We start from the raw sequence: 22,913 nt of genomic DNA, 5'->3' as shown, positions 1-22,913 counted from the left end.
CAGTGAGAACGTGCCCCTCACCGACCGTCTGATCTTCCTCACCGTCGCCGCCTCATCGTGGGAATCACGGTGTGGCGCATCCGCACCGACGCCCGCCGGCTCAGCAACTCCTTCTGGGTGCTCGCCTCGATCGTGACCATCATCGGCGTCATCGCGCTGGCAGGCGCCGACGACCTCGTCGCCGGCTTGATCCTCCTCGTCGGGGTGCTCTCCCCCTGCTCGTGCTCGTGCTCGCGGCGGCGCTGATCGCTAACGGCGTGACCATGCTCAACAAGGAGGGACGCAGCCTCGGCAACCTGCTGTCGCTGCTGCTGGGCGTCGGGATCCTGGCCGTGGTCGCCGGAGCGATCGCGACCCTGGCGCTGGCCAAGGTCGCGCCGTGGCTGGTTGCGGTGCTGATGTTCGTGGTGATGATCTGCGGCTGGTTCGGGTTCCTGTTCTGCGCGTACCTGCTCTACGCCTGGCTGTACCCCAAGCTGTGGAAGCGTCCCGACCCGCGCTACGTCATCGTGCACGGATCAGGTCTCGTCCGCGGACGGGTGCCCCGCCTGCTGGGCGCACGCGTCGACGAGGGCATCGTCCGCTGGCAGGGGGCGCTCGGCCATCACCCGGACGCCACGCTGATCGTCTCCGGCGGCCAGGGGGGCCGACGAGCCGCGCTCCGAGGCGTCCGCGATGGCGGAGTACGCCGTCGGCCGCGGGGTGCCGGAGGGCGCCATCCTGCTCGAGGACCGCTCCACCACCACCGAGGAGAACCTCAGGTTCAGCAAGGAGATGGTGACCCAGCGCTACGGGCCGGACGCCGCCGGCGTCGCCGTGACCAGCGAATACCACGTTCTGCGGACCGCCACCTTGGCGCGACGGCTCGGCGTTGATGTCCAGGTCGCCCCCGCGCCCAGCGCCGCCTACTACCGGGTGAGCGCGTTCCTCCGCGAGTTCGTGGCCCTGCTCGCCCAGCACCCCGTGCTGCACCTCGTCCTGGCCGCGCTCGTGAGCGTGCCGCTCCCGGCGCTCGCCCTCATCGCGATCAACTCCTGAGGGCCCTTCGGCTGCGGGCTCAAAAGAGCCGGTCCTCGGCGTTGTCGAGGCCGCGCAGAGCGTCGTAATCGACGGTGACACAGTCGATGCCGCGGGTCGACGCCAGCACGCGCGCCTGCGGTTTGATCAATTGCGCGGCGAACACCCCGCGAACAGGACGCAGCGCCGGGTCGGCGTTCATCAACTCCAGATACCGCGCCAACTGCTCGACGCCGTCGATCTCGCCGCGGCGCTTCACCTCGACGGCGACGTAGCCGCCTTCGTGGTTGCGGTAGAGCAGGTCGACCGGACCGATCGGCGTGGGGTGCTCGCGCCGCACGAGGCGCCAGCCGCTGCCGAACGTCTCGGGGTGCTCTGCCAGCAACACCTGCAGGTGCGCCTCGACGCCGTCCTTCTGCAGCCCCGGGTCGACGCCCAGGTCGTGCTGGGAGTCGTGCTCGACCTCGGCGATCAGGATGCGCAGGGTGTCGCCGTCCTTGTTCTTGACCTCCCACACCTGCCGCAGGCCCTCCTCGTCCGCGTCGGCCGGGTCGGCGTCGCGCATGGTGACCGTGCACGGCGGGCTCATCCAGTTGAGCGGCTTGTAGGCGCGGTCGTCCGCGTGGACCGAGATCGATCCGTCGGCCTTGCAGAGGATCAGCCGCGTCGCCATGGGGAGGTGGGCGGTGAGGCGTCCCGCGTAGTCGACCTGACACCGGGCAATCATCAAACGCACCGGCCCACCGTACCCGTTATCGTTGAGCGCATGGCCCGTCGACCCAGCAAGCACCTGCGGTCGCCGCGTCCGCTGTCCGCCAGCCTGGGACGGTCAGAGGTCAAGAGCGACGGCCGCTGGATCATCAAGAACATCCCCGCCGAACGCGCCGAGAAGCGCTATCTGTGCCCCGGCTGCAACCGCGACATCCCCGTCGGGGTCGCCCACCTCGTGGCGTGGCCGGACGAGCCGCACATCGGTTCGTCGACGGGCCTGGACGACCGCCGGCACTGGCACAACGCCTGCTGGGCGAGGAGGCGCTGAATGCTGCACACCACCCGCATCGGGGACGGGGAGCCCCGGCTGATGTTCCTGCACGGGTTTCTCGGTCAGGGAAAGAACTGGACGACCGTGGCCCGCGGCCTGGCGCCGCTGGGCGCGAGCATCTTGGTGGACCTGCCCAACCACGGCCGCAGCGACTGGACCGAGGATTTCTCCTACGCCGACATGGCCGACAGCGTCGCGGAACTCGTCCGCGCCGAGCGGGGTTCCGACCCCTTCACGCTGGTGGGTCACTCGATGGGCGGCAAGGTCGCGATGGCCGTCGCCCTGCGCCATCCCGACCTGCTGGACGGCCTCGTCGTCGTCGACATCTCCCCCGACGACTCCGGCGAGGGCTATGGCTTCGGCACCATCATCGCCGCGCTGCAGGCTGTGCCGGCGGCGTCCCTCACCCACCGCAAAGAGGCGGACGCGGCGCTCCGCGACAGCGGCGTCGCCGACGCTGGAGTGCGGCAGTTCCTGCTGCAGAGCCTGCGGCACCGCCCCGAGGGTGGTTTCGGCTGGCAGTTCAACCTCGACATGCTCGCCCGGTCGCTGCCGCAGGTCAGCGGCTGGCCCGACGTCCTGGACGGCCGCTACGACCGCCCGGTGCTGTGGGTGCGCGGGGCGCGGTCCGACTACGTCACCGAGGCCAACTACCCGCAGATGATGCGGCTGTTCCCCCAGACCGCCCTGCTCACCGTCCAAGATGCCGGGCACTGGGTGCACTCCGAGCAGCCGCAGGCCGTGATCGAGGGGCTGCGCAACTTCCTGCTCGCTGAGCAGCTCGCGACCGACCCCGGCGCCTGAGCCGGACCGACCACCCACCGACAATCCCCTAGGGTGGGGCCATGGTCAACCTGACGCGCATCTACACCCGCACCGGCGACAAGGGACAGACGCGGCTCGTCGACAACTCCGTGGCGGACAAGACCGACCCACGCGTCTGCGCCTACGGCGACGTCGACGAGGCCAACGCGATCATCGGCATCGCCACCGCGACCGGCGACCTGCCCCCCGAGCTCACCGAGGCGCTCGGTACGATCTCCAACGAGCTGTTCGATCTCGGCTCCGACCTGGGCAACCCCGTCGTCGCCGAACCCGCGTGGGAACCGCTGCGCATCGAGCAGCCGTCCATCGACCGGCTTGAGGCCTGGTGCGACCGCTTCGGCGCCGACCTGCCCGACCTCACGTCGTTCATCCTGCCGGGCGGCACGGTCGCAGGCTCGCATCTCCACCTGGCCCGAACCGTCGTCCGGCGGGCGGAACGGTCGGCGTGGGCGGCCGCCGCTGAATACGGCCTGGGCCCGCAGGAGGAGGGCCGTCCCGGCGGCATCAACCCGCTGGCGATCACCTACCTCAACCGGCTCTCGGACCTGCTGTTCATCGCCGCGCGGGTGGCGAACGTCTCCGCCGGCGACGTGCTGTGGATCCCCGGGAAGGACCGCGAGCCCACGGACGCCCGGGCCAAGCGGCAGCGCGAACGCATCACCCGCTCGACGACCCTGGCCGCCGGGGACGACGCGGGCGCCGGTGACTGAGCCGGCCTCGCGGGACCCCGTGACCTGAGCCGGCGTCCTTCGGCGCACGCCCCTTCGCTCCGCGGGCTCCTCAGCGCTCGTAGCCGAGACCCGGGGGCGAGGCCTCGAACCAGCTCAGGAAAGCCGTCATGTCTCGCGGGGCCAACGCGACCTCGACGCGGTCCGTGCTGCCGCCCCGGATGGAATCCACCGCGGCGATACGGCCCTGGTCGTAGAGGGAGGCGACCTCGGCTCGGGTGGGTTCCCGGGTGGACGCGACGTAGGCGTCCACGCGGCGGACGGTGAAGCGCGGGCGCAGCGAGAGGCTGAACACCCGGTACCACTCGAATCGGTCCCCGACCAGCCTCGCCACCCCGAGCATCCAACCGGTCGACGTCTCACCAGCCGAGCGCAGCGAGCAGTCGAAGACCCAGCCCTGCTTCGCCAGCCAACGCCCGCGGACGATCAGCCCCAGGACAGGCAACAAGAGGAGGGCCACCGCGAGCACCACCAGCAGAGCTGTCCAGCTCATGTCAGGCGGCACGCGGCACCCTCCCCTTGATCGCGTCGTGCTGGTCAGTGACCCTGTCCGGACGCCTTGTTGGCAGCCTTCACCTGGGCACTGGCCATGTTGTACCGGCGACGAGTCTCCTCGCTATTGTCGCCCTCTTCGAGGAGTTTCACCGCGGCGGCCAACTCGCGCTGAGCGACGTCCTCGGAGATCTCCCGAGCGACCTCGGCGTACTGGGCGATCACCGCGACGTGGTTGTCCTCGACCGAGATGAAGCCCCCGTCGACGGCGACGACCTCGCGCTTACCGTCTTGCGTCACGATCTCCGTGGCAGACGGCACGAGCGCCGCGAGCAGCGGGGCGTGGCGCGGCAGGATGCCGATGTCGCCATCGATGGTGCGCGTGATGACTTGCACGGCCTCGCCCTCCCACTCGGACCCGGTCGCGCTCACCACCTCGACGTGCAGGGCGTCGTCGGCCATGTCAGCCTTCCTTCTGGATCCGGTCCCAGTTCTCCATGACCATGTCCAGGTTGCCGACGTTGAAGAACGCCTGCTCGGCGATGTGGTCGACCTCGCCGTCGCAGATCATGCGGAACGACTCGATGGTCTCGGAGAGAGGAACGGTCGAGCCGGGCACCTGCGTGAACTTCTCGGCCATGTAGGTGTTCTGGCTCAGGAACTGCTGGATGCGCCGGGCCCGACCGACGACGATCTTGTCCTCCTCGGACAGCTCGTCGACGCCCAGGATGGCGATGATGTCCTGGAGTTCCTTGTTGCGCTGGAGGATCTGCTTGACGCGGGTCGCGACGTCGTAGTGCTCCTGGCCCACGTACTGCGGGTCGAGGATGCGGCTGGTCGACGACAGCGGGTCCACGGCCGGGTACAGACCACGGGACGCGATGTCACGGCTGAGCTCGGTGGTGGCGTCCAGGTGGGTGAACGTCGTGGCCGGGGCCGGATCGGTGTAGTCGTCGGCGGGAACGTAGATCGCCTGCATCGAGGTGATGGAGTGACCCTTCACCGACGTGATGCGCTCCTGCAGCTGACCCATCTCGTCGGCCAGGTTCGGCTGGTAGCCCACAGCGGAGGGCATGCGGCCGAGCAGCGTCGAGACCTCGGAACCTGCCTGCGTGAACCGGAAGATGTTGTCGATGAAGAGCAGCACGTCCTGGTTCTGCACGTCGCGGAAGTACTCCGCCATCGTCAGCGCGGACAGCGCGACGCGCAGACGCGTGCCCGGCGGCTCGTCCATCTGGCCGAACACCATGGCGGTGTCCTTGAGGACGTTGGCCTCGTCCATCTCGTTGATGAGGTCGTTGCCCTCACGCGTGCGCTCGCCGACACCGGCGAACACCGAGGTGCCACCGAAGTTGTGGGCGATGCGGTAGATCATCTCCTGGATGAGGACGGTCTTGCCGACGCCGGCGCCGCCGAACAGACCGATCTTGCCGCCCTGCACGTACGGCGTCAGCAGGTCGAGCACCTTGATGCCGGTCTCCAGCATCTGCGTCTTCGGCTCGAGCTGATCGAACGCGGGCGCCGGGCGGTGGATCGGCCAGCGCTCGGTGATCTTGAGCGACGCGGTGTCCTCGTTCAGGCAGTCGCCGGTGACGTTCCACACGTGGCCCTTGGTGACGTCGCCCACCGGGACGGTGATCGGCGCGCCGGTGTCGATGACCTCGGTGCCGCGGCGCATGCCATCGGTCGGCTTCAGGGAAATGGCGCGCACCATGTTGTCGCCGACGTGGAGCGCGACCTCCGCGGTGATCTCACGGCTGAGCTCGCCCGCGTCGATCTCGATCTTGAGCGCGTTGAGAATGTCGGGCATCTGGTCGGGCGGGAACTCGACGTCCACGACCGGGCCGATCACGCGGGCAACGCGACCGGTGCCGCCGCTCCGCTGCTCCGCAGAAGTCTGGTCTGCTGTCACTGTCATGGTCTCTTAGCCTCTCGATGCCTACTCGTTGCCGCTTGATTCTTCGAGCGCGCTGGCCCCGCCAACGATCTCGGTGATTTCCTGGGTGATCTGCGCCTGACGCAGCTGGTTCTCGACCCGGGTGAGGTCGTCGATCAGCTGGGTGGCGTTGTCGGTCGCCGACTTCATCGCGCGCTGCTGCATCGCCAGCTGCGACGCCGCCGACTGCAGCATGTAGAACCACACGCGGCTGCGCACATACAGGGGCATCAGCTCGTCGAGCACCGTCTCGGCGTCCGGCTCGAAGTCATAGATCGGGAAGACCTCTCCCTCGCCGACCTCCCGGACGCCCTCGACGACCTCGACCGGCAGCAATCGCCGGGCGCGGGGCGCCTGGGTGAGCATGGACTCCATGCGGGTGTAAACCGCGTGGATCTCGTCGACGCCACCCTCCTCGCACGGCAGCATGAACTCTTGGATGAGCCGGTCGGCGACGCGCTGCGCGTCCGCGTACGTCGGGGACGCCGACGACCCGTCCCAGGCCTCCGCGTACTCCATGTCGCGGAACTTGAGGTAGCTCGTGCCCTTGCGTCCCACGGAGTACCGGACTACCTCCACGTTGTCGTCGCGCATCCGCCGCGCGAGCCGCGCGGTCATCTTGATGACGTTCGACGAGAAGGCGCCGTTCATGCCCCGATCGGACGTGAAGAACACCAGGGCGATGCGCCGGGGACGCTCCGCCTTCGTGACCGTCAGCGGGTGATCCGACTTCGCGTGCGTCGACACGGACGACACCGCCCGGATGATCTCCCGGGTGAACGGGATCGCCGCCCGGGCCGCCTGCTGGGCCTTAATGACCCGCGAGGCCGCGATCAACTCCTGAGCCTTCGTGATCTTTCTGGTTGACGTCACCGACCTTCGCCGGTTACGCAACTCGCGCAAGCCTGCAGCCATGGATCACTTGCTCCTGTTCACGGCGATCTGCTCGTTGTCCATCTGGCTTTCTTCGAGCGGAGCCTCGTGTTTGGTGTCGTCCCCCTTGGCCTGCGCCTCTTCGGTGCGGAACGTGTCCTTGACCTTCTTGATCTCCTCGACCAGCGCCTGCTGGGTGTCCTCGTCGAACTTCTTGGTCTCGGCGATGGTCTGCAGCACGTTGGAGTTGCGGTGCAGGTGATCAAGCAGGTCGCGCTCGAAACGCAGCACCTGATCGGTGGGGATGTCGTCTAAGTGCCCGTTCGTGCCGGCCCACACGCTGACGACCTGATCCTCGATGGGGTACGGATCGTACTGCGGCTGGCGCAGCAGCTCGGTGAGCCGCTCGCCGCGGTCGAGCTGACGGCGAGTCGCCGGATCGAGGTCGGACGCGAACATCGCGAAGGCCTGCATGTCGCGGTACTGAGCGAGACCGATCTTCAGGGTGCCCGCGACGCCCTTCATCGCCTTGATCTGGGCGGCGCCGCCGACGCGGGAGACCGAGACGCCGACGTCGATGGCCGGGCGCTGGTTCGCGTTGAACAGATCGGACTGCAGGAAGATCTGGCCGTCGGTGATGGAGATCACGTTGGTCGGGATGTAGGCCGACACGTCGTTGGCCTTCGTCTCGATGATCGGCAGGCCGGTCATCGAGCCGCCGCCCAGCTCGTCGGACAGCTTCGCGCAGCGCTCCAGCAGGCGGGAGTGCAGGTAGAAGACGTCGCCGGGGTACGCCTCGCGGCCCGGCGGCCGGCGGAGCAGCAGCGACATGGCGCGGTAGGCCTCGGCCTGCTTGGTCAGGTCGTCGAAGATGATCAGGACGTGCTTGCCCTGGTACATCCAGTGCTGACCGATCGCAGAACCGGAGTACGGCGCGATGTACTTGAAGCCGGCCGGGTCGGACGCCGGGGAGTGCACGATCGTCGTGTACTCCATCGCGCCGGCCTCCTCCAGCGTCGAACGCAGCGCCGCGATGGTCGAGCCCTTCTGACCGATCGCCACGTAGATGCAGCGCACCTGCTTGGTCGGATCGCCGCTCTCCCAGTTCGCGCGCTGGTTGATGATCGTGTCGATCGCGATGGCGGTCTTGCCGGTCTTCCGGTCGCCGATGATCAGCTGGCGCTGGCCGCGGCCGATCGGGATCATCGCGTCGATCGCCTTGATGCCGGTCTGAAGCGGCTCACGGACCTCCTGGCGGTCCATAACGCCGGCGGCCTGAAGCTCCAGGATGCGGCGCTCGGGCAGATCGGTGATCTCGCCGAGCCCATCGATCGGGTTGCCCATCGCGTCGATGGTGCGGCCGAGGTAGCCCTCGCCGACCGGAACCGACAGCACCTGACCCGTGCGGCGCACCGTGGAGCCCTCTTCGATGCCCTCGGAGTCACCCAGGACGACGACGCCGATCTCGCGCTCCTCGAGGTTCTGGGCGATGCCCATCGTCCCATCGGAGAACTCGAGCAGCTCGTTCGCCATGGCGGACGGGAGGCCCTCGACGCGCGCGATGCCATCGCCCGACGTCGTGACGGTTCCCACCTCGTCGCGAGTCGAGGTCTCGGGGGTGTAGTTCTGCACAAACCGGTCAAGGGCGTCCCGAATCTCCTCGGGACGAATCGTCAGTTCCGCCATTGGTTGCGTCCTTAGCAATCGTTTCGTACTAGCTCAACTTACGCCGCGCGTCATTCAGACGCCCGGCGACGGTGCCCTCGATGACTTCGTCACCGATGGTCACCCTGACCCCGCCCAGCACGGCGGGATCGACGATCACGCGCAGCGTGAGGTCACGGCCGATCTGCCTGCTCAGCACGCTGCGCAGGCGCTCTTCCTGATCGCCGGTCAGCGGGTGCGCCACCTCGACGACGGCGATGCTGCGTTGCCGCAACTCGGCCGCCAGCTTGAGGTAGCTCTCCAGCGTGAGATCGAAGGTGCGCTCACGCGCCAGCACGGCACGGCGAGCGAGACCCGCAACCGACGCCAGCACGCGATCAGAGATCAGGCCCGACAACAGGTCTTGGCGGCCATCGACGGGCATGCGCTGATCTGCCAGGGCTGCGCGCAGGTCGTGGTTCGCCTCGACCAACCGGCCTACCTTGAACAGCTGGTTCTCGGCCTCGTCGAGGTCGCCCTCGGCCTCGGCCGCGAGCAGCGCCGCCCGGACGCCTTCGCGTTCCAGCGCTCCGGCCAGCGATGCGCCTGAACCCCAACGCAGGTTGGTGGACTCGGCGAGCACGGCCAGCGCGCCCTCGGAAACCTTGCCCCCGAAGATGTCCATCACCAGGCCCTGCCGGGCCGCTGCCGGAGCCGACTGGTCAGCCAGGGAGCGGCGCAACGCGGGCGTGCTGTTCAGCGCATCCACGATGTCGAACAGCTCGCCGGCCAGGCCGTAGGACGGCTGCTGACCCTCGAGCACCCTGTCGAGGGCGTCCAGCCGTGCTTCGGCGTTGCTGCTCATGACTTCTCCACCGGAGTGCGCTCGAGCGAGTCGATGAACCGGTCGACGGTGCGGCGGGACCGCTCGTCGTCGTCCAGGGACTCGCCGACGATCCTCCCGGCCAGCGTGGTGGCCAGGCCACCCACCTCCGTGCGGAGCTCGTGCATGGCTTGGGCGCGTTCGGCGGCGATCTGCGTCTGGGCGTTGGCCAGCAGTCGAGCAGACTCGGTCTGAGCCTGCTGGCGCATCTCGGCGATGATCGCCGCGCCCTGGGCCTTCGCGTCTTCGCGGATACGTCCGGCCTCTTCGCGTGCGGTCGCAAGCTGTGCCTGGTACTCGTCGCGGGCAGCCTCGGCCTCAGCCTTGGCCTTGTCGGCCTTCTCCATGCCGCCCTGGATGGCGGCGGTGCGCTCCGCGTACGTCTGCTCGAAGGCCGGAACGACCTTCTTCGCCAGAACGAACCAGATGATCAGGAACAGGACGATGCCGACGACGATTTCGGACAGATGCTCGGGAAGGAGCGGTCCAAAGTCGGGCATGTTAGGCGCCCAGGACGAAGGCGAGAGCGATGCCGATGATGGCGAGCGCCTCGACCACGGCGAAACCGATCCACGCGGTGCTCATCATGGCGCCACGGGCCTCGGGCTGACGGGCGGTGCCGTTGATGACCGAAGCGAAGATCCACGCAACACCCAGGGCCGGGCCGAGGGTCGCGAGGCCGTAGCCGAGCATGTTGAGAGAGCCGGACAGCTCAAGAATCGGAAGCATTGGGGATTCCTTTCGGATTTCTTGGTTACTCGGAGTTGGACAGGATCAGTGGTCCTCGGCGAGCGAGGAAGCGACGTACTGGGCGGTCAGCACCGTGAAGATGTACGCCTGGATGAAAGCGATCAGCAGCTCGAGGGCGAAGATCGCGAAGCTGAAGACGATGCCGACCGCGCCCGCGGTCTTCATCAGGCCGACCGAGAACTGGCCGATCGGCTCCGACATCGACATCAGCAGCGTCGAGCCCAGGACGAAGACCAGCACCACGAGGTGGCCGGCGAAGAGGTTGGCGAAGAGTCGCAGCGCCAGCGTGAAGGGACGCACGATGAAGTTCGAGAGGAACTCCAGCGGAATGATCAGGAACCACAGCGGCCACGGCACGCCCTCGGGGAGCGTCATCTTGCGCATGTAGTGGGCAAAACCCCACTTCTTGATGCCGACGGCGTTGTAGAGGATGAACGTGCACAGAGCGAGGCCGTACGCATACCCGATCTTGGAGAATGTCGGGAACATGAAGACGAAGAGCTCGCCGAAAAGGTTGTTCACCAAGATGAACGAGAACAGCGCCAGCAGATAGGGCAGGTACTTCCGGAAATCCGGGCCCAGCGCATCGCGGGCCACGCTATTGCGCACGAGGTTGTAGGCCTGCTCGCCGAAGAACTGGCGCTTGCCTGGGACGACGGAATGCCTACGGGCCAGCCACAGCCACACGCCGATGACGATCAGCGCGCCGATGACCGCTTGCGCCATGTGGTTGTTCAGCCAGGCGAAGTTCGGGCCGAGCTCGGGAAAAAGCGGACGCGAATTGAAGCTCTCCGCGCTGGGCGGCCAGCCTGAGTGATCGCCCTCCCCCTCCATCGGGACCAGAAGGCTGCTCAACCCACTCATCGTTCCTCCTGCATTCATGCCCGCCCGTAACGCTTGATCACCAGATAAATTCCTGCCACCGTACCGAGGATCAGCCCGATAGGTAGCCAAAAAGCTGTAGAAAGCAGGTGGTCCGCCAACCAACCGAGGCCACCGTAGAAGACAAGGCCGGAGATGAGATAGCTGATGATGCGCAAGCCCTGGTCCGCGTTGCCCTGCTCGTTCATAGCGCTCATGACTCTATCAGTGACCTGAGGATGGGTCACGTCGGCTCAGGCGGGGTGTCTCGGGATTGGCTCCCGTCGGACGGTCCGCGTCGTCCGGAGCGTCCCAGACCGGGATCCGGAGCCGCGAGAACACCCAGATCTCGGCCGCGAGCCACGTCACGACGACCGTCACCGCGCCCAGCGCGAGCGGCGCGCGCTGCAACCAGCCGAACCCGGCCGCGTTGCTCAGCACAAGCGCGAGCGCTCCTCCGAGCAGCCCGACCCGCACGAGATAGGACGTCAGCGCAGCCAGCAGCAGGCGCTCGGGCGGGCCGTCCGCGAAGGCGAGCTGGACCCCGTGCCCGATCATGCTGAACGCGAGCGCCAGCACGGCTCCGAGCGCGGCCGACAACGCCGTGGGGACGCCGCCGGTCGCCCAGGCGATGCCGATGGCCGCGAGCGCGCCCGCATGGCCGCCGATCGCCGCACCGGCGAGGAGGCGGCGCAGGGACATCGCGGCGAACGTGGGCGGCCGGCGCCCCTCGGCTCCCCGGCGGGGGCGGTTCACGTCGGCGCGATCGCCGGCCGGGCGGTCCGCGCGCTCCGTGAGGCGGCTCATCGGCGTCCCTCCGGCGCTGTCCGCCGGTGGCGCAGGGGCCCCCAGGTCAGGAACGCGGCGAGCGCCACGCCGCCGGCCACCGCGACGTAAGCCCACCACGCGCCCGTGATGCCGATCAGCACGATGCCGTAGGCGACCACGCCCGACCACAGCCACAGCAGCAGCACCGCGACCCGGTGGGAGTGCCCGAGCGCCAGCATGCGGTGGTGCAGGTGCTGCTTGTCCGCCTGGAACCACAGCCGTCCGGCCAGCGTGCGGCGCACGTAGGCCAGGATCAGATCGGCGAACGGCAGCGCCATCACGGCGAACGGCAGCACCAGCGGCAGGTAGGCGCTGATCAGGACTCCGCCGCCGGGGCTCACCAGGGACGGGTCGATCTGCCCGGTAAGGCTGATCGACGAACAGGCCAGCAGGAAGCCGAGCAGCATCGATCCGGAGTCGCCCATGAACATCCGGGCCCGGTGGATGTTATGCGGCAGGAACCCGCCGCAGACGCCGATGGTCGTGACGCTGATCAGGGACGCGGTGGTCGCCCGCACCAGGTCTTGCTCGTAGGAGAGCAGGTAGGCGTAGACGAAGAACGCGCTCGCGCCGATGCCGACCACCCCGGCGGCCAGCCCGTCGAGGCCGTCCATCAGGTTGATCGCGTTGACGCACAGCAGGATGAAGAACACCGCCAGCAGGATCGACGCGGCGTTGTCGAGGGTGATGACGCGGTCGGCCAGCGGGATCCAGTAGAACTTCACGCCGGCGGCCACCACGATGCCCGCGGCGAGCACCTGGCCGGAGATCTTCGCCAGGGCGTTGAGCTCGATGAGGTCGTCCACGGTCCCGACGCCGCAGATCAGCGCCGAACCGGCGAACACCGCGAGCGTGTCGTGACCCACCAGCGGGAAGCTGCCGAGCCACGGCAGGTTGATCGCGGTGACGAAGGCCGCCACGACCCCGGCCAGCATCGCGATGCCGCCGAAGTACGGGATGGGCTTGGTGTGGACGTCGCGGTCGCGGACGAGCGCGACCGCGTGAAATCGGTACGCGAACCGGCGGCACACGCTGGCGCCCAGCAGGGTCACCGCGACGGCGACCAACATGACCAGCATGTACTCCCGCATGGATCAGCCGTCCGCGGCCGTGCGGTTCGCCTCGGTCTCGGACGCCCCGGCGGTGTCCGGGTCGGCCTCCGCCCGGGGGGCCACGTGCCCGTCATTTTCCTCGGCCTCGGGGGCGGCCCGGTCAGCCGCCTCTTCTTCGGCTTCCGCGATGTGCGCGTCGTCGGCCGGCAGCAGGCCCGGCACGACGGCGTTGAGCTGATCGACGGTGAGCCGGCCGGCGCGCAGCAGGCGCGGCACGCGTCCGGACAGGTCGACGATGGTGGACGGCACGGGGCCGCTCATCGGCCCGGCGTCGATGTAGGCCGCGACGGAGTCGCCGAGCATGCCGAGCGCCTCGTCGACGGTGAGCGCGGCGTCCTCACCGGAGATGTTGGCCGAGCTCACGGCCAGCGGCCCGGTGCGGCGGAGCAGCTCACGGGTCAGGTCGTGGTCGGGCACCCGGACCGCGATCGTCTCGCCTCGGTCGCCGAGGTCGATGCGCAGGCTGGGATGCGCCGGCAGGATCAGCGTGAGCGCGCCCGGCCAGAACGCCTCGCCGAGCGCCGCGACGATGTCGTGGTCTCCCCCCGCCAGCGAGCGGACCATCGGCACCTCGGCGACCAACACGGGCGGGGGCATGTCGCGGCCGCGGTGCTTGGCGTCCAGCAGGGCCTGGACCGCGGACGCGTCGAAAGCGTCGGCGCCCACGCCGTACACGGTGTCGGTGGGCAGCACGATCACCTGGCCCGCGGCGACGGCCTCGACGGCCGCGGCCAGGGCCGCCTCGAGATCGGTGCTCGCGTCGTGGACGCGCTCGCGGAGGGATTCGTCGTCGGGCATGGTCACGGCTCCATCTTGCCAGCGGATCGACGTGCCGCCGTGAACCGCGGTCGGTGGTTCAGGTCGACGTGATCGGTGACCCGGTCGTAGGCGTCCGTGGCCAGGAACACCGCCGGCGCACTCTCGCCCTGCACGTCCGCGTGCTCGGCGCACACCCAGCCGCCCGGGCGCAGCAACCGGGCCGCCACCCGCGCCACCACCGCCATCGCGTCGAGGCCGTCGGGACCCGAGAACAGGGCGAGCGCAGGGTCGTGATCGCGGACGTCTGCGGGCACCTCGCCGTAGGAGTCCAACGGGATGTAGGGCGGGTTCGCCACAACCACGTCGACGGAGCCGTCCAGGTGGGTGAAGGCGGCTGCCATGTCCCCGACGACGATGTCGACGTCCGTGCCGGCCAGGTTGCGGCGCAGGTAGTCCGCGGCGTCCTCGGACAGTTCGACGCAGTGCAGTTCCACGTCCGGCGCCTCGGTGGCGATGGCCAGCGAGATCGCCCCCGAGCCGGCGCACAGCTCGACCGCGACCGGCGGGCGTCCCTCGGCGCGCACCTCGGCGAGCCGGTCGAGCGCGAAACCGGTCATCACCTCGGTCTCGGGTCGCGGGATGAACACGCCCGGTCCGACCTCGACCCGGACGGTGCGGAAGTACGCCTCGCCCGTCAAGTGCTGCACGGGGACGCCGTCGAGCCGCCGCCGCACCAGCGCGGCGAAGGCGTCCGCCTCAGCGCCCGAGACGTCGTCGGCGAGGAGCAACCCGTGCAGGTCAGTGCCCAGCACGTGGGCGAGCAGTGTTCGGGCCTCCGCCCCGCTGTTCAGGTCGGCGCCGGCCCGGTGGAGCAGGTCGCGCGCGACAGGCATCAGGACCGCTCCCCCAGCGCTCCGAGCCGCTCGGCCAGGTCGGCCGCCTGGAGGGCGTCCACGACAGGTTGCAGGTCGCCGGCGAGCACCTGATCGAGGTTGTGCGCCTTGAAGCCGATGCGGTGGTCGGCGATGCGGTTCTCGGGGAAGTTGTACGTGCGGATCCGCTCGGAGCGGTCCACGGTGCGCACCTGCGACTTGCGCGCCGCGGACGCCTCGTCAGCCGCCTGCTCGGCGGCCAGCGCGCTCAGACGTGCCCGCAGGATGCGCATCGCCTGCTCCTTGTTCTGCAGCTGGGAGCGTTCGTTCTGGCAGGTGACGACCGTTCCCGTCGGCAGATGGGTGATGCGGACGGCGGAGTCGGTGGTGTTGACGCCCTGGCCGCCCTTGCCGGAGCTGCGATAGACGTCCACGCGCAGGTCGTCGTCGTTGATCTCGACGTCGGCGGGATCGTCGACGTCCGGCATCACCAGGACGCCGGCCGCGGACGTGTGGATGCGCCCCTGGGTCTCGGTCACCGGGACCCGCTGCACGCGGTGGACGCCGCCCTCGAACTTCAGGACGCCGTAGGGCATGTTCTCCGGCTCCGCGTGCGAGCCGGCCTTCACCGCCAGCGTCACGGACTTGTAGCCGCCGAGGTCGGTCTCCTGGGCGTCCAGGATCTCGGTCTTCCAACCGCGGACCTCGGCGTAACGGGTGTACATGCGCGCGAGATCCCCGGCGAACAGCGCCGACTCCTCGCCGCCCTCACCCGACTTGATCTCCAGCAGGGCATCGTTGGAGTCGTTGGGGTCGCGTGGCGCCAGCAGAGCCGCGAGCCGGTCGGTGCTCGCCTCCAGGCGCTGCGCCAGCGAGTCCGCCTCGCTGGCGAAGGCCGCGTCGGCCTCCCCCAGCTCGCGCGCCGCGGCCAGGTCATCAGTCAGCGCGTCGTGCTCGTCCAACGCCTTCACGATCGGCATGAGCTCGGCGTAGCGCCGTCCGACCTTGCGGGATCGAGCGGTATCGGCGTGGGTCGCGGGGTCGGCGAGCTGCCGCTCCAGATCCGCGTACTCCGCCCGCATCTGATCTGCTGACTCGAACATCTGGCTCCCTGGGGACGTGGGCGGCATGGAACACGAAACGCCGGGCCCGGGGGTCGCTCCCCGGGGCCCGGCGTCTGGCGCAGGCTACTTCTTCTTGGCGTAGCGCTTCTCGAAGCGAGCCACGCGGCCGCCCGTGTCGAGGATCTTCTGCTTGCCCGTGTAGAACGGGTGGCAGGCCGAGCACACCTCGGAGCGGATCTCCCCGCCCTTGGCCGTGCTGCGCGTGGTGAACGTGTTCCCGCAGGAGCACGTGACCGTGGTCTCGTGGTAATCGGGGTGAATACCCTGCTTCATGTCGTCTCTCCTCAGTTTTGGCCGGGTCGCCTCGTCCCAGGGGACGTGCGGACGGCGGATGGAACGCCCAGGCGTGAACCGGCACCAATGGGCCATTGTGCCGTAGCACTGGCCCGGACTCCAAAACGTCCGGGCCGGCTGCGTTATTCCCTAGTCAGAGTTCGGGGTGGTACGCGAGATCACGTGGAGGAACTCGAGGTTCGTCGTGGTCTTCTTCAGTCGGTTGATGAGCATCTCGAGGGCCTGCTGATCGTCCAGGCCGCTGAGCACGCGGCGCAGCTTCCAGATGATCGACAGCTCCTCGCGGGTCATCAACTGCTCTTCGCGGCGGGTACCGGACGCGACCGCGTCGATCGCCGGGAAGATGCGCTTGTCGGCCAGCTCGCGGCGCAGGCGCAGCTCCATGTTGCCGGTACCCTTGAACTCCTCGAAGATCACCTCGTCCATCTTCGAACCGGTCTCGACGAGCGCGGTCGCCAGGATCGTCAGCGAACCGCCCTGCTCGATGTTACGCGCGGCGCCGAAGAACTTCTTCGGCGGGTACAGCGCCGCCGAGTCGACGCCGCCGGACAGGATGCGTCCGGACGCCGGCGCGGCCAGGTTGTACGCGCGGCTGAGGCGGGTGATGCCGTCCAGCAGGACGACGACGTCGTGGCCCAGTTCGACCAGGCGCTTCGCCCGCTCGATCGCCAGTTCGGCGATGGTGGTGTGGTCGTCGGCCGGACGGTCGAACGTCGACGCGATGACCTCGCCCTTGACGCTGCGCTGGAAGTCGGTGACCTCCTCGGGACGCTCGTCGACGAGGACGACCATGAGGTGCACCTCGGGGTTGTTCTCGGTGATCGAATTCGCGATGGACTGCATCACCATCGTCTTGCCGGCCTTCGGCGGCGAGACGATCAGACCACGCTGCCCCTTGCCGACGGGCGCCACGATGTCGACGATGCGGCCGGTCATGTTCGTCCGCGTCGTCTCGAGGCGCAGCCGCTCCTGCGGGTACAGCGGCGTCAGCTTGTTGAACTCGGGACGCCCCTTAGCCTTCTCCGGATCATCACCGTTCACCGTCTCGATCTTGACGAGCGGGTTGAACTTCTCCTTGCGCTCGCCCTCGCGCGGCTGCCGGATCGACCCGGTGATGACGTCGCCCTTGCGCAGGCCGAACTTCTTGACCATCGACAGCGACACGTACGCGTCGTTGGAGCCCGGAAGGTAGCCGGTGGTGCGCACGAACGCGTAGTTGTCGAGGACGTCGAGGATCCCGGACGCCTGGACGAGCACGTCGTCCTCGTGGACGTCGGTGTCGACCTCGAGGCGATCCAGGTTGTTGCCCTGACGGTTGCCGCGCCGGTTCTGCCGGTCCCGGCGCCGGCGGCGGTTGCGCCGCCCGCCCGAGTAGTCGTCGTCGTCGGAGTTGCGGCGGTTATTCTGGTGGTTGTTGTCGCGGGACGAGTCGTCGCGATCGTTGCGGTCGCGACGGGAGTTGTCGCCGCCGCGATTGTTGCTGGTGCCGCCGGACGTGTCGTCGCCGTCGGCCTGATTCTCGGAGCGGTCGCGCCGGCGGCGTCCACCGGACTGGGCGAGCTGCTCCAGTCGGGCGGCCACATCGTCGGCGCCGCCCTCCTCGCCCGGCGCCGGGTCACCCGCCGGCTCGTCGTGGCGCCGCTCGCCGTCGCGGCGGTTGTCGCGGTGCTGATCCTTGCCGTCCTCGGTCGAGCGCTCGGGCCGGCGCTCCCGGGTGCGGCGCTCGCCTGAGCCCTCGCCGCGTGAGTCCTGGTCGCGGCGTCCGGCCTGGCGGTTGTCCGCCTGACGCTCGTCGGCGGCCGGAGCCGGTTGCTCGGCCCGCTGCGGCTGCGTCTGCTGAGGCTCCGTGCGCGGCGCCTCGGCCTGCTGCGCGGAACGGTGGGGGGTGGGTGCGGAGCCGGACTGCGCGCCACGGATGGCGGCGATCAGATCGGACTTACGCATCGCCCCGGTCCCCCGGAGGCCCATGGAATTGGCCAGCTTCTTCAGCTCGGGAAGCAACATGGACTCGAGTCCGGATCCCCCTCGACGGGAGGGACCGGATTCCAACGTGTCGGTCACGGAGTTCCTTTCGGATCGATTCCCGGCGACGTCGCCGCACGTCGATGGTGGGAACCGGCTCGGCTGAGCCGAGCTGAGATTGAAAAATGCTGGTGCGGACCGCGTCGACCTTGAGCAGATCGCGGCGATCACTTCCCCGATCTCGCGAAAAGTCTCGGGGCAGGCGGCGAACGCGCAGTCGTTACTGTAGCACCCCGGCAGAGCGATCGCGCATTCCACCGCGGCGCGCCATCCCGAGCCCGTAGCCGAGGCCCATCGCCAGGAACACCACACCGGCCACGATTCCCGCGTTCGCGATGAACTGGAACACCGGCGTGTAGGCCAGTTCGGCGCCGTCGCCGCCCGGGAGCTTCTTGAACGGGGCCTCGATCGTCCACAGGCAGTAGATCAGCCCGAACAGCCGCAGCGGTGCCGGCAGGTGCGTCCCGCGGAGCAGCACCACCGTCAGCGGGACGACCCACACGTAGTGGTGCGACCACGAGATCGGCGAGGCCAACAGGCTCGTGTAGCCGGCCAGGCAGATCGCCAGCGACACCTCGCCGGCACGGTGCATCGCCACCGCGCCGGCGATGCCCAGCACGAGGACGACGGCGCTGAGCACCAGTCCCCCGCGGTTGAGCTCGCCGAACAGGCGCGCCCATAGTCCCATCGCCGACTGGTTCGTCTTGAAGATGATCCCGGTGTTGATCCCGCTGTCCCCCGACAGCAGGCCGCGCCAGTACGCCATGCTCGCTCCTGGCAGGACGAGCAGCGCGAGCAGCGACGCCGCGCAGAAGGTGAAGAAGGCCACCAGGCCGGGCTTGCGGCGTCCAGCGAAGAAGTTGTAGGCCGCGACGACGGCCGGCGTCAGCTTCACGGCGGTCGCGACGCCCACCAGCCAGCCCTCGGGCAGGAGGCGGCGCCGCAGCAGCCGGGGTCCGGGCGCGGAATCCAGCCAGGCCGCGGCGACCAGCAGGATGCCGAGCTGGCCGAACCCGAGGGTCTCGCGGACCGGCTCGACCACGAGGACGCACAGGGTGGTCGCCATCGCGTTGCGCCAGCCCGACAGGCCCAGCCGGCCCAGGATCGCCCACAGCGCCACCACGTTGAGCAGCAGCCAGAACACCTGGGCCGTCTTCAGGGGAATGAGGCCCAAGGGGAGGCTCAGCAGCGCGGCGAACGCGGGATAGATCCAGGGCAGCTGACCGTCCGGCGTCGCGTAGAAATCCCGCCCGGCGAGGAGGTCGCCGGCGGCGCGGCGGTAGACGTCGAGGTCGATCATCGCGGGCCGCCAGGGGTCGATCGACCCGCCGGCGATCTGGACGGCCGCCACCCAGATGGCGGCGGCCAGGGGCAGAAGCAGCCACGCGAGCCCGCGGGCCGCCCGAGCCCAGACAGCCCGGTTCACTGCAGGCGAGCCCGTTCGAACTCCGCCCGCAGCTCGTCGTAGTCGTTGGCGACCGGGAACTGCGGGAACTCCTCGATGACAGTGGCCGGCGGGCTGAACAGGATGCCGGCCTCGGCGGCGCTCAGCATGCCGGTGTCGTTGTAGGAGTCGCCGGTGGCGACCACGCGCAGGTTCAGGGATTGGAACGCGCGGACGGCCTTCGTCTTCGGGTCGGCCTGGCGCAGCTCGTAGCCGGTGATGCGGTCGCCCTCGGTGCGCAGGTTGTGGCACAGCAGCGTCGGATAGCCGAGGTGGGCCATCAGCGGCATGCCGAACTGGTAGAAGGTGTCCGACAGGATGACGACCTGGTAGCGCTCGCGCAGCCAGTCGAGGAACTCGGCGGCGCCGGGCAACGGACCCATGCCGGCGATCACCTCCTTGATCTGCGACAACGCCACGTCGTGCTTCCCCAGCACGTTCAGCCGGTGGGTCATCAGCTGGTCGTAGTCGGGGATGTCGCGCGTCGTCAGCCGCAGCTCCTCGATCCCGGTGCGCTCGGCGACGTTGATCCAGATCTCGGGTACCAGGACGCCCTCGAGGTCGAGGCAGGCCAGGTCCATGTCACATCCCTTCGACTCGCATGACACGCACACCTTCGCGCACCTGGGGCAGCGATTCCAGCTCCGACACGGTGGCGGCGACGTCGCGATGCGACGCGGCGTGCGTCATGACGCCCAGGCGAGCCAGGCCGGTGACCTCGGGTCCCTCTTCACCCGCGCACGGCTCCTGCCGGACGACCTGGATGGACACCCCACGCTCCGCGAACGCCTCCGCGAGGCGCGCGAGCACCCCCGGGCTGTCCTCGACGAGGAGCTGCAGGTAGTAGCGCGAGCTCGCCTCGCTGGGCTCGGTGATCCCGCGGGTCTGGTGGTTCGGGACGGCCGGGCCCGCGACGCCCCGGACACGGTTGCGGGCGGCCGTCACGATGTCGCCGAGCACGGCGGACGCCGTGGGCGTGCCCCCGGCGCCGGGGCCCATGAACATCAGCTGACCCGCGTTGATGCACTCGACGAAGATGGCGTTGTTGGCGCCGTGGATGGAGGCGAGCGGGTGCTCCAGCGGCACCATCGTCGGGTGGACGTTGACGGTCACCGAGCCTGCGCTGTCCAGCGAGCAGTGCGCGAGCAACTTGATCACGCAGCGCAGCTCCTCGGCCGCCTCGATATCGGCCTCGGTGACGGCGCTGATGCCCTCGGTCTCGACGTCGTCGCGGGTGACCCGCGTGTGGAAGGCGAGGCTGGCCAGCAGGGCGGCCTTGGCGGCGGCGTCGTCGCCCTCGACGTCGGCCGTGGGGTCGGCCTCCGCGTAGCCGAGCCGCTGCGCGTCCGCGAGCGCCTCGGGAAAGCACACCTTGGCGGTGTGCATCTGGTCGAGGATGTAGTTGGTGGTGCCGTTGACCACGCCGGTGACGGACGTGACGGCGTCGCCGATCAGCGACTCCGACAGCGGCCGGATGATCGGGATCGCGCCGGCCACGGCGGCTTCGTAGTACAGGTCGACGCCGGCCTCGGCCGCGGCGGCGAAGAGCTCGGGGTGCGAGGCGAGCAGCGCCTTGTTGGCGGTGACGACGGACGCCCCCGAGCGCAGCGCGCTGAGCACGTAGGCCCGGGCCGGGTCGATGCCGCCGATCAGCTCGACGACGAGATCGATGTCGGGCTCTGCGAGCAGGCCCTCGACGTCGGTGGTGAGCAGCGCCGGGTCGATGCCCGGCCGCTCGGCGTCGTGCCGGACGCCGATGCCGACCAGTTCCAGCCGCCGGCCGACGCGGGCCTCGAACTCGTCGGCCTCCTCGAGCAGCAGGCGCGCCACCTGCGAGCCCACCACCCCGCAGCCGAGCAGCGCCAGGCGCAGCGGCCCGTTCCGTTTGATCATCATCGCCCTTCCCCCACGGTCCCCGTCACAGGCCCGCGTCGAGGGCCAGGAGGTCGTCCAGCGTCTCCCGCCGGATCAAAGTGCTCACAGTACCGTCGGCGACCGAGACGACCGGCGGCCGCGGCGTGTGGTTGTAGTTGCTCGCCATCGACCGGCTGTACGCGCCGGCGGCGGGAACCGCGATCAGGTCGCCGGGACGAAGGTCGTCCGGCAGCCACACGTCGCGCACCAGGATGTCGCCACCCTCGCAGTGCAGGCCCACCACTCGGCTCAGCACCGGTTCTGCCGACGACGCGCGGTTGGCGACGCTCGCCGAGTACTCGGCCGCGTACAGCGCGGGACGGATGTTGTCGCTCATGCCGCCGTCCACGCTCACGTAGCGTCGGCTGAAACCGCCGCCGATCTCCACGCTCTTGACGGTGCCGACGGTGTAGACGGCCATCGCCGCGGGCCCGCAGATCGCGCGTCCGGGCTCGATCGACAGCTGCGGCACGGGCAGGCCGAAGCCCCGGCACTCGTGCTCGACGATCTCGATCAGCGACGCCGCCAGGTCGGCCGGGGACGCCGGGGAGTCCTGCGAGGTGTAGGCGATGCCGAAGCCGCCGCCGAGGTCGAGCTCGCTGAGCACCACCCCGGTCGCCTCGCGGAACTGGTCGATGAGCTTCAGCGTGCGGCGCGCCGCGACCTCGAAGCCGTTGGTGTCGAAGATCTGCGACCCGATGTGGCTGTGGACGCCCAGCAGGTCGATGCGCGGGCTGTGGAAGCAGCGCACCATGCCCACCAGCGCCTGCCCGCCGTTGATGGACAGGCCGAACTTCTGATCCTCGTGCGCGGTCGCGATGTACTCGTGGGTGTGCGCCTCGACGCCGGTCGTGACCCGGATGAGGACGCGGGCCCGGACGTCCAGCTCCTCGGTGAGCCGCTCCAACCGGGTGATCTCTTGGGCCGAATCGACGATGATGCGGCCGACGCCGCTGGTCAGGGCCAGCCGCAGTTCCTCGTCCGACTTGTTGTTGCCGTGCAGGCCGAGCTTGGCCGGGTCGAAGCCGGCGCGCAGCGCCACGGTGAGCTCGCCGAGCGAGCACACGTCCAGCCCGAGCCCGGCCCGCTCGAGCCAGCGTGCGACGGTGCCACACAGGAAGCTCTTGCCCGCGTAGTAGACGTGCCAGCCCTCGAAGGCGTCGCGCCACTCGGCCGCGCGCGCCAGAAAGTCCGCCTCGTCGGTGATGTAGACGGCCGTCCCGGTCTCCTCCACGATGCTCGGGACGCTGCGGCCCCCGACCTCGAGCGCTCCGTCCTCGCCCCGGCGTACCGTGCGGCTCCACAGCCGCTGGTCGAGCGCGTTCACATCGTCCGGCTTGGCGAGCCAGACCGGCGCGGGACTGGTGGCATCGGCGTGGATCGAACCGGCAACGTGCATGTGGGTCACGGTCCGCCACTGTGCCAGATCCCCAAGTCGGGCCGCGCGCGCTTTCAGACGATGGACCGCCGCGAGGAGGCCCGCGTTCTTGATG

Annotated in this window: 26 protein-coding genes and 2 pseudogenes; 6 read left to right on the top strand and 22 right to left on the bottom strand. The window is 69.2% G+C overall.

Going from position 1 to position 22,913, the window contains the following annotated elements; all coding sequences use genetic code 11:
- Positions 1-57: 57 nt before the first annotated feature.
- The 3 genes and pseudogenes from BN1187_RS14260 to BN1187_RS14985 all read left to right on the top strand — a co-directional run bounded on the left by BN1187_RS14260 (position 58) and on the right by BN1187_RS14985 (position 1,038).
- Entirely contained in the window at positions 58-246 is a 189-nt protein-coding gene (locus tag BN1187_RS14260; protein WP_147675089.1) for a hypothetical protein, read from the top strand.
- A 429-nt stretch (positions 247-675) separates the two neighbouring features.
- Positions 676-882: pseudogene (locus BN1187_RS15200) on the top strand (YdcF family protein); the annotation flags it as partial.
- Between the two features lie 33 nt (positions 883-915).
- Positions 916-1,038, top strand: coding sequence for a hypothetical protein (locus tag BN1187_RS14985; protein ID WP_261795282.1), 123 nt, complete (start codon positions 916-918; stop codon positions 1,036-1,038).
- A gap of 19 nt (positions 1,039-1,057) precedes the next feature.
- On the opposite strand, the gene nucS is transcribed toward BN1187_RS14985, so the two are convergent.
- A complete protein-coding gene (gene nucS / locus BN1187_RS07020; RefSeq protein WP_072042007.1) occupies positions 1,058-1,753 on the bottom strand; it encodes an endonuclease NucS in 696 nt (231 codons plus the stop codon).
- Positions 1,754-1,783: 30 nt separating this feature from the next.
- On the opposite strand from nucS, the gene BN1187_RS07015 reads away from it, so the two are divergent.
- From BN1187_RS07015 to BN1187_RS07005, 3 genes are read left to right on the top strand one after another with little or no spacing between them, the layout of a single operon-like run.
- A complete protein-coding gene (locus BN1187_RS07015; protein ID WP_040160441.1) occupies positions 1,784-2,056 on the top strand; it encodes a hypothetical protein in 273 nt (90 codons plus the stop codon).
- Positions 2,057-2,863, top strand: coding sequence for an alpha/beta fold hydrolase (locus BN1187_RS07010; RefSeq protein WP_040160438.1), 807 nt, complete (start codon positions 2,057-2,059; stop codon positions 2,861-2,863).
- A gap of 41 nt (positions 2,864-2,904) precedes the next feature.
- Positions 2,905-3,594: a cob(I)yrinic acid a,c-diamide adenosyltransferase gene (locus BN1187_RS07005; RefSeq protein WP_052462460.1), complete on the top strand. Its 690-nt coding sequence runs from the start codon at positions 2,905-2,907 to the stop codon at positions 3,592-3,594.
- A 70-nt stretch (positions 3,595-3,664) separates the two neighbouring features.
- Here the strand turns inward: BN1187_RS07005 and BN1187_RS07000 are convergent, their stop codons facing one another.
- The 21 genes and pseudogenes from BN1187_RS07000 to lysA all read right to left on the bottom strand — a co-directional run bounded on the left by BN1187_RS07000 (position 3,665) and on the right by lysA (position 22,828).
- Positions 3,665-4,105 (bottom strand): DUF2550 domain-containing protein, encoded by a 441-nt coding sequence (locus BN1187_RS07000; protein WP_040162550.1) that lies wholly within the window; start codon positions 4,103-4,105, stop codon positions 3,665-3,667.
- A 44-nt stretch (positions 4,106-4,149) separates the two neighbouring features.
- Positions 4,150-4,566 carry a F0F1 ATP synthase subunit epsilon gene (locus BN1187_RS06995; protein WP_040160436.1) on the bottom strand — a complete coding sequence of 139 codons (417 nt, stop codon included), beginning with the start codon at positions 4,564-4,566 and terminating at the stop codon, positions 4,150-4,152.
- Between the two features lies 1 nt (position 4,567).
- Positions 4,568-6,022, bottom strand: coding sequence for a F0F1 ATP synthase subunit beta (gene atpD, locus BN1187_RS06990; protein WP_040160434.1), 1,455 nt, complete (start codon positions 6,020-6,022; stop codon positions 4,568-4,570).
- A 21-nt stretch (positions 6,023-6,043) separates the two neighbouring features.
- Positions 6,044-6,955, bottom strand: a complete 912-nt coding sequence (locus BN1187_RS06985) for a F0F1 ATP synthase subunit gamma (RefSeq protein ID WP_040160432.1) — start codon at positions 6,953-6,955, stop codon at positions 6,044-6,046.
- Positions 6,956-7,102: 147 nt separating this feature from the next.
- Positions 7,103-8,599: pseudogene (gene atpA / locus BN1187_RS06980) on the bottom strand (F0F1 ATP synthase subunit alpha); the annotation flags it as partial.
- Between the two features lie 28 nt (positions 8,600-8,627).
- Positions 8,628-9,422: a F0F1 ATP synthase subunit delta gene (locus tag BN1187_RS06975; RefSeq protein WP_040160427.1), complete on the bottom strand. Its 795-nt coding sequence runs from the start codon at positions 9,420-9,422 to the stop codon at positions 8,628-8,630.
- On the bottom strand, positions 9,419-9,940 hold the full coding sequence (locus BN1187_RS06970) for a F0F1 ATP synthase subunit B (protein WP_040160424.1): 522 nt from the start codon (positions 9,938-9,940) through the stop codon (positions 9,419-9,421). The genes BN1187_RS06975 and BN1187_RS06970 overlap by 4 nt, the downstream gene beginning before the upstream one ends.
- Position 9,941: 1 nt before the next feature.
- Positions 9,942-10,169 carry an ATP synthase F0 subunit C gene (atpE, locus tag BN1187_RS06965; RefSeq protein ID WP_040160420.1) on the bottom strand — a complete coding sequence of 76 codons (228 nt, stop codon included), beginning with the start codon at positions 10,167-10,169 and terminating at the stop codon, positions 9,942-9,944.
- A 45-nt stretch (positions 10,170-10,214) separates the two neighbouring features.
- Positions 10,215-11,045, bottom strand: coding sequence for a F0F1 ATP synthase subunit A (atpB, locus tag BN1187_RS06960; RefSeq protein WP_390620209.1), 831 nt, complete (start codon positions 11,043-11,045; stop codon positions 10,215-10,217).
- Positions 11,046-11,068: 23 nt separating this feature from the next.
- A complete protein-coding gene (locus BN1187_RS06955; RefSeq protein WP_040162548.1) occupies positions 11,069-11,260 on the bottom strand; it encodes an AtpZ/AtpI family protein in 192 nt (63 codons plus the stop codon).
- A 16-nt stretch (positions 11,261-11,276) separates the two neighbouring features.
- Positions 11,277-11,858: a hypothetical protein gene (locus tag BN1187_RS06950; RefSeq protein WP_052462457.1), complete on the bottom strand. Its 582-nt coding sequence runs from the start codon at positions 11,856-11,858 to the stop codon at positions 11,277-11,279.
- On the bottom strand, positions 11,855-12,970 hold the full coding sequence (locus BN1187_RS06945) for an MraY family glycosyltransferase (protein WP_040160415.1): 1,116 nt from the start codon (positions 12,968-12,970) through the stop codon (positions 11,855-11,857). The genes BN1187_RS06950 and BN1187_RS06945 overlap by 4 nt, the downstream gene beginning before the upstream one ends.
- A gap of 3 nt (positions 12,971-12,973) precedes the next feature.
- Positions 12,974-13,789 carry an L-threonylcarbamoyladenylate synthase gene (locus tag BN1187_RS06940; protein WP_052462456.1) on the bottom strand — a complete coding sequence of 272 codons (816 nt, stop codon included), beginning with the start codon at positions 13,787-13,789 and terminating at the stop codon, positions 12,974-12,976.
- 2 nt (positions 13,790-13,791) lie between these two features.
- The gene (gene prmC / locus BN1187_RS06935) at positions 13,792-14,643 is read right to left on the bottom strand and encodes a peptide chain release factor N(5)-glutamine methyltransferase (RefSeq protein ID WP_040160414.1); all 852 of its coding nucleotides are present in this window, start codon (positions 14,641-14,643) and stop codon (positions 13,792-13,794) included.
- The gene (prfA, locus tag BN1187_RS06930) at positions 14,643-15,725 is read right to left on the bottom strand and encodes a peptide chain release factor 1 (protein WP_040160412.1); all 1,083 of its coding nucleotides are present in this window, start codon (positions 15,723-15,725) and stop codon (positions 14,643-14,645) included. The genes prmC and prfA overlap by 1 nt, the downstream gene beginning before the upstream one ends.
- Positions 15,726-15,809: 84 nt before the next feature.
- On the bottom strand, positions 15,810-16,019 hold the full coding sequence (gene rpmE / locus BN1187_RS06925) for a 50S ribosomal protein L31 (RefSeq protein ID WP_040160411.1): 210 nt from the start codon (positions 16,017-16,019) through the stop codon (positions 15,810-15,812).
- 150 nt (positions 16,020-16,169) lie between these two features.
- Positions 16,170-18,101: a transcription termination factor Rho gene (gene rho / locus BN1187_RS06920; protein ID WP_072042006.1), complete on the bottom strand. Its 1,932-nt coding sequence runs from the start codon at positions 18,099-18,101 to the stop codon at positions 16,170-16,172.
- Between the two features lie 181 nt (positions 18,102-18,282).
- Positions 18,283-19,488 (bottom strand): glycosyltransferase 87 family protein, encoded by a 1,206-nt coding sequence (locus tag BN1187_RS06915; RefSeq protein WP_040160409.1) that lies wholly within the window; start codon positions 19,486-19,488, stop codon positions 18,283-18,285.
- Positions 19,485-20,087, bottom strand: coding sequence for a bifunctional phosphoserine phosphatase/homoserine phosphotransferase ThrH (gene thrH / locus BN1187_RS06910; protein ID WP_040160408.1), 603 nt, complete (start codon positions 20,085-20,087; stop codon positions 19,485-19,487). Before thrH ends, BN1187_RS06915 begins: the two co-directional genes overlap by 4 nt.
- Position 20,088: 1 nt before the next feature.
- Positions 20,089-21,399 (bottom strand): homoserine dehydrogenase, encoded by a 1,311-nt coding sequence (locus tag BN1187_RS06905; protein ID WP_040162542.1) that lies wholly within the window; start codon positions 21,397-21,399, stop codon positions 20,089-20,091.
- Between the two features lie 25 nt (positions 21,400-21,424).
- Positions 21,425-22,828, bottom strand: coding sequence for a diaminopimelate decarboxylase (gene lysA / locus BN1187_RS06900; RefSeq protein WP_040160406.1), 1,404 nt, complete (start codon positions 22,826-22,828; stop codon positions 21,425-21,427).
- Between the last annotated feature and the right edge of the window lie 85 nt (positions 22,829-22,913).

The organism is Nigerium massiliense (genome assembly GCF_000826085.1).
GTDB lineage: Bacteria > Actinomycetota > Actinomycetes > Propionibacteriales > Propionibacteriaceae > Propioniciclava > Propioniciclava massiliense.
This window is presented reverse-complemented; position numbering and strand designations above follow the sequence as displayed.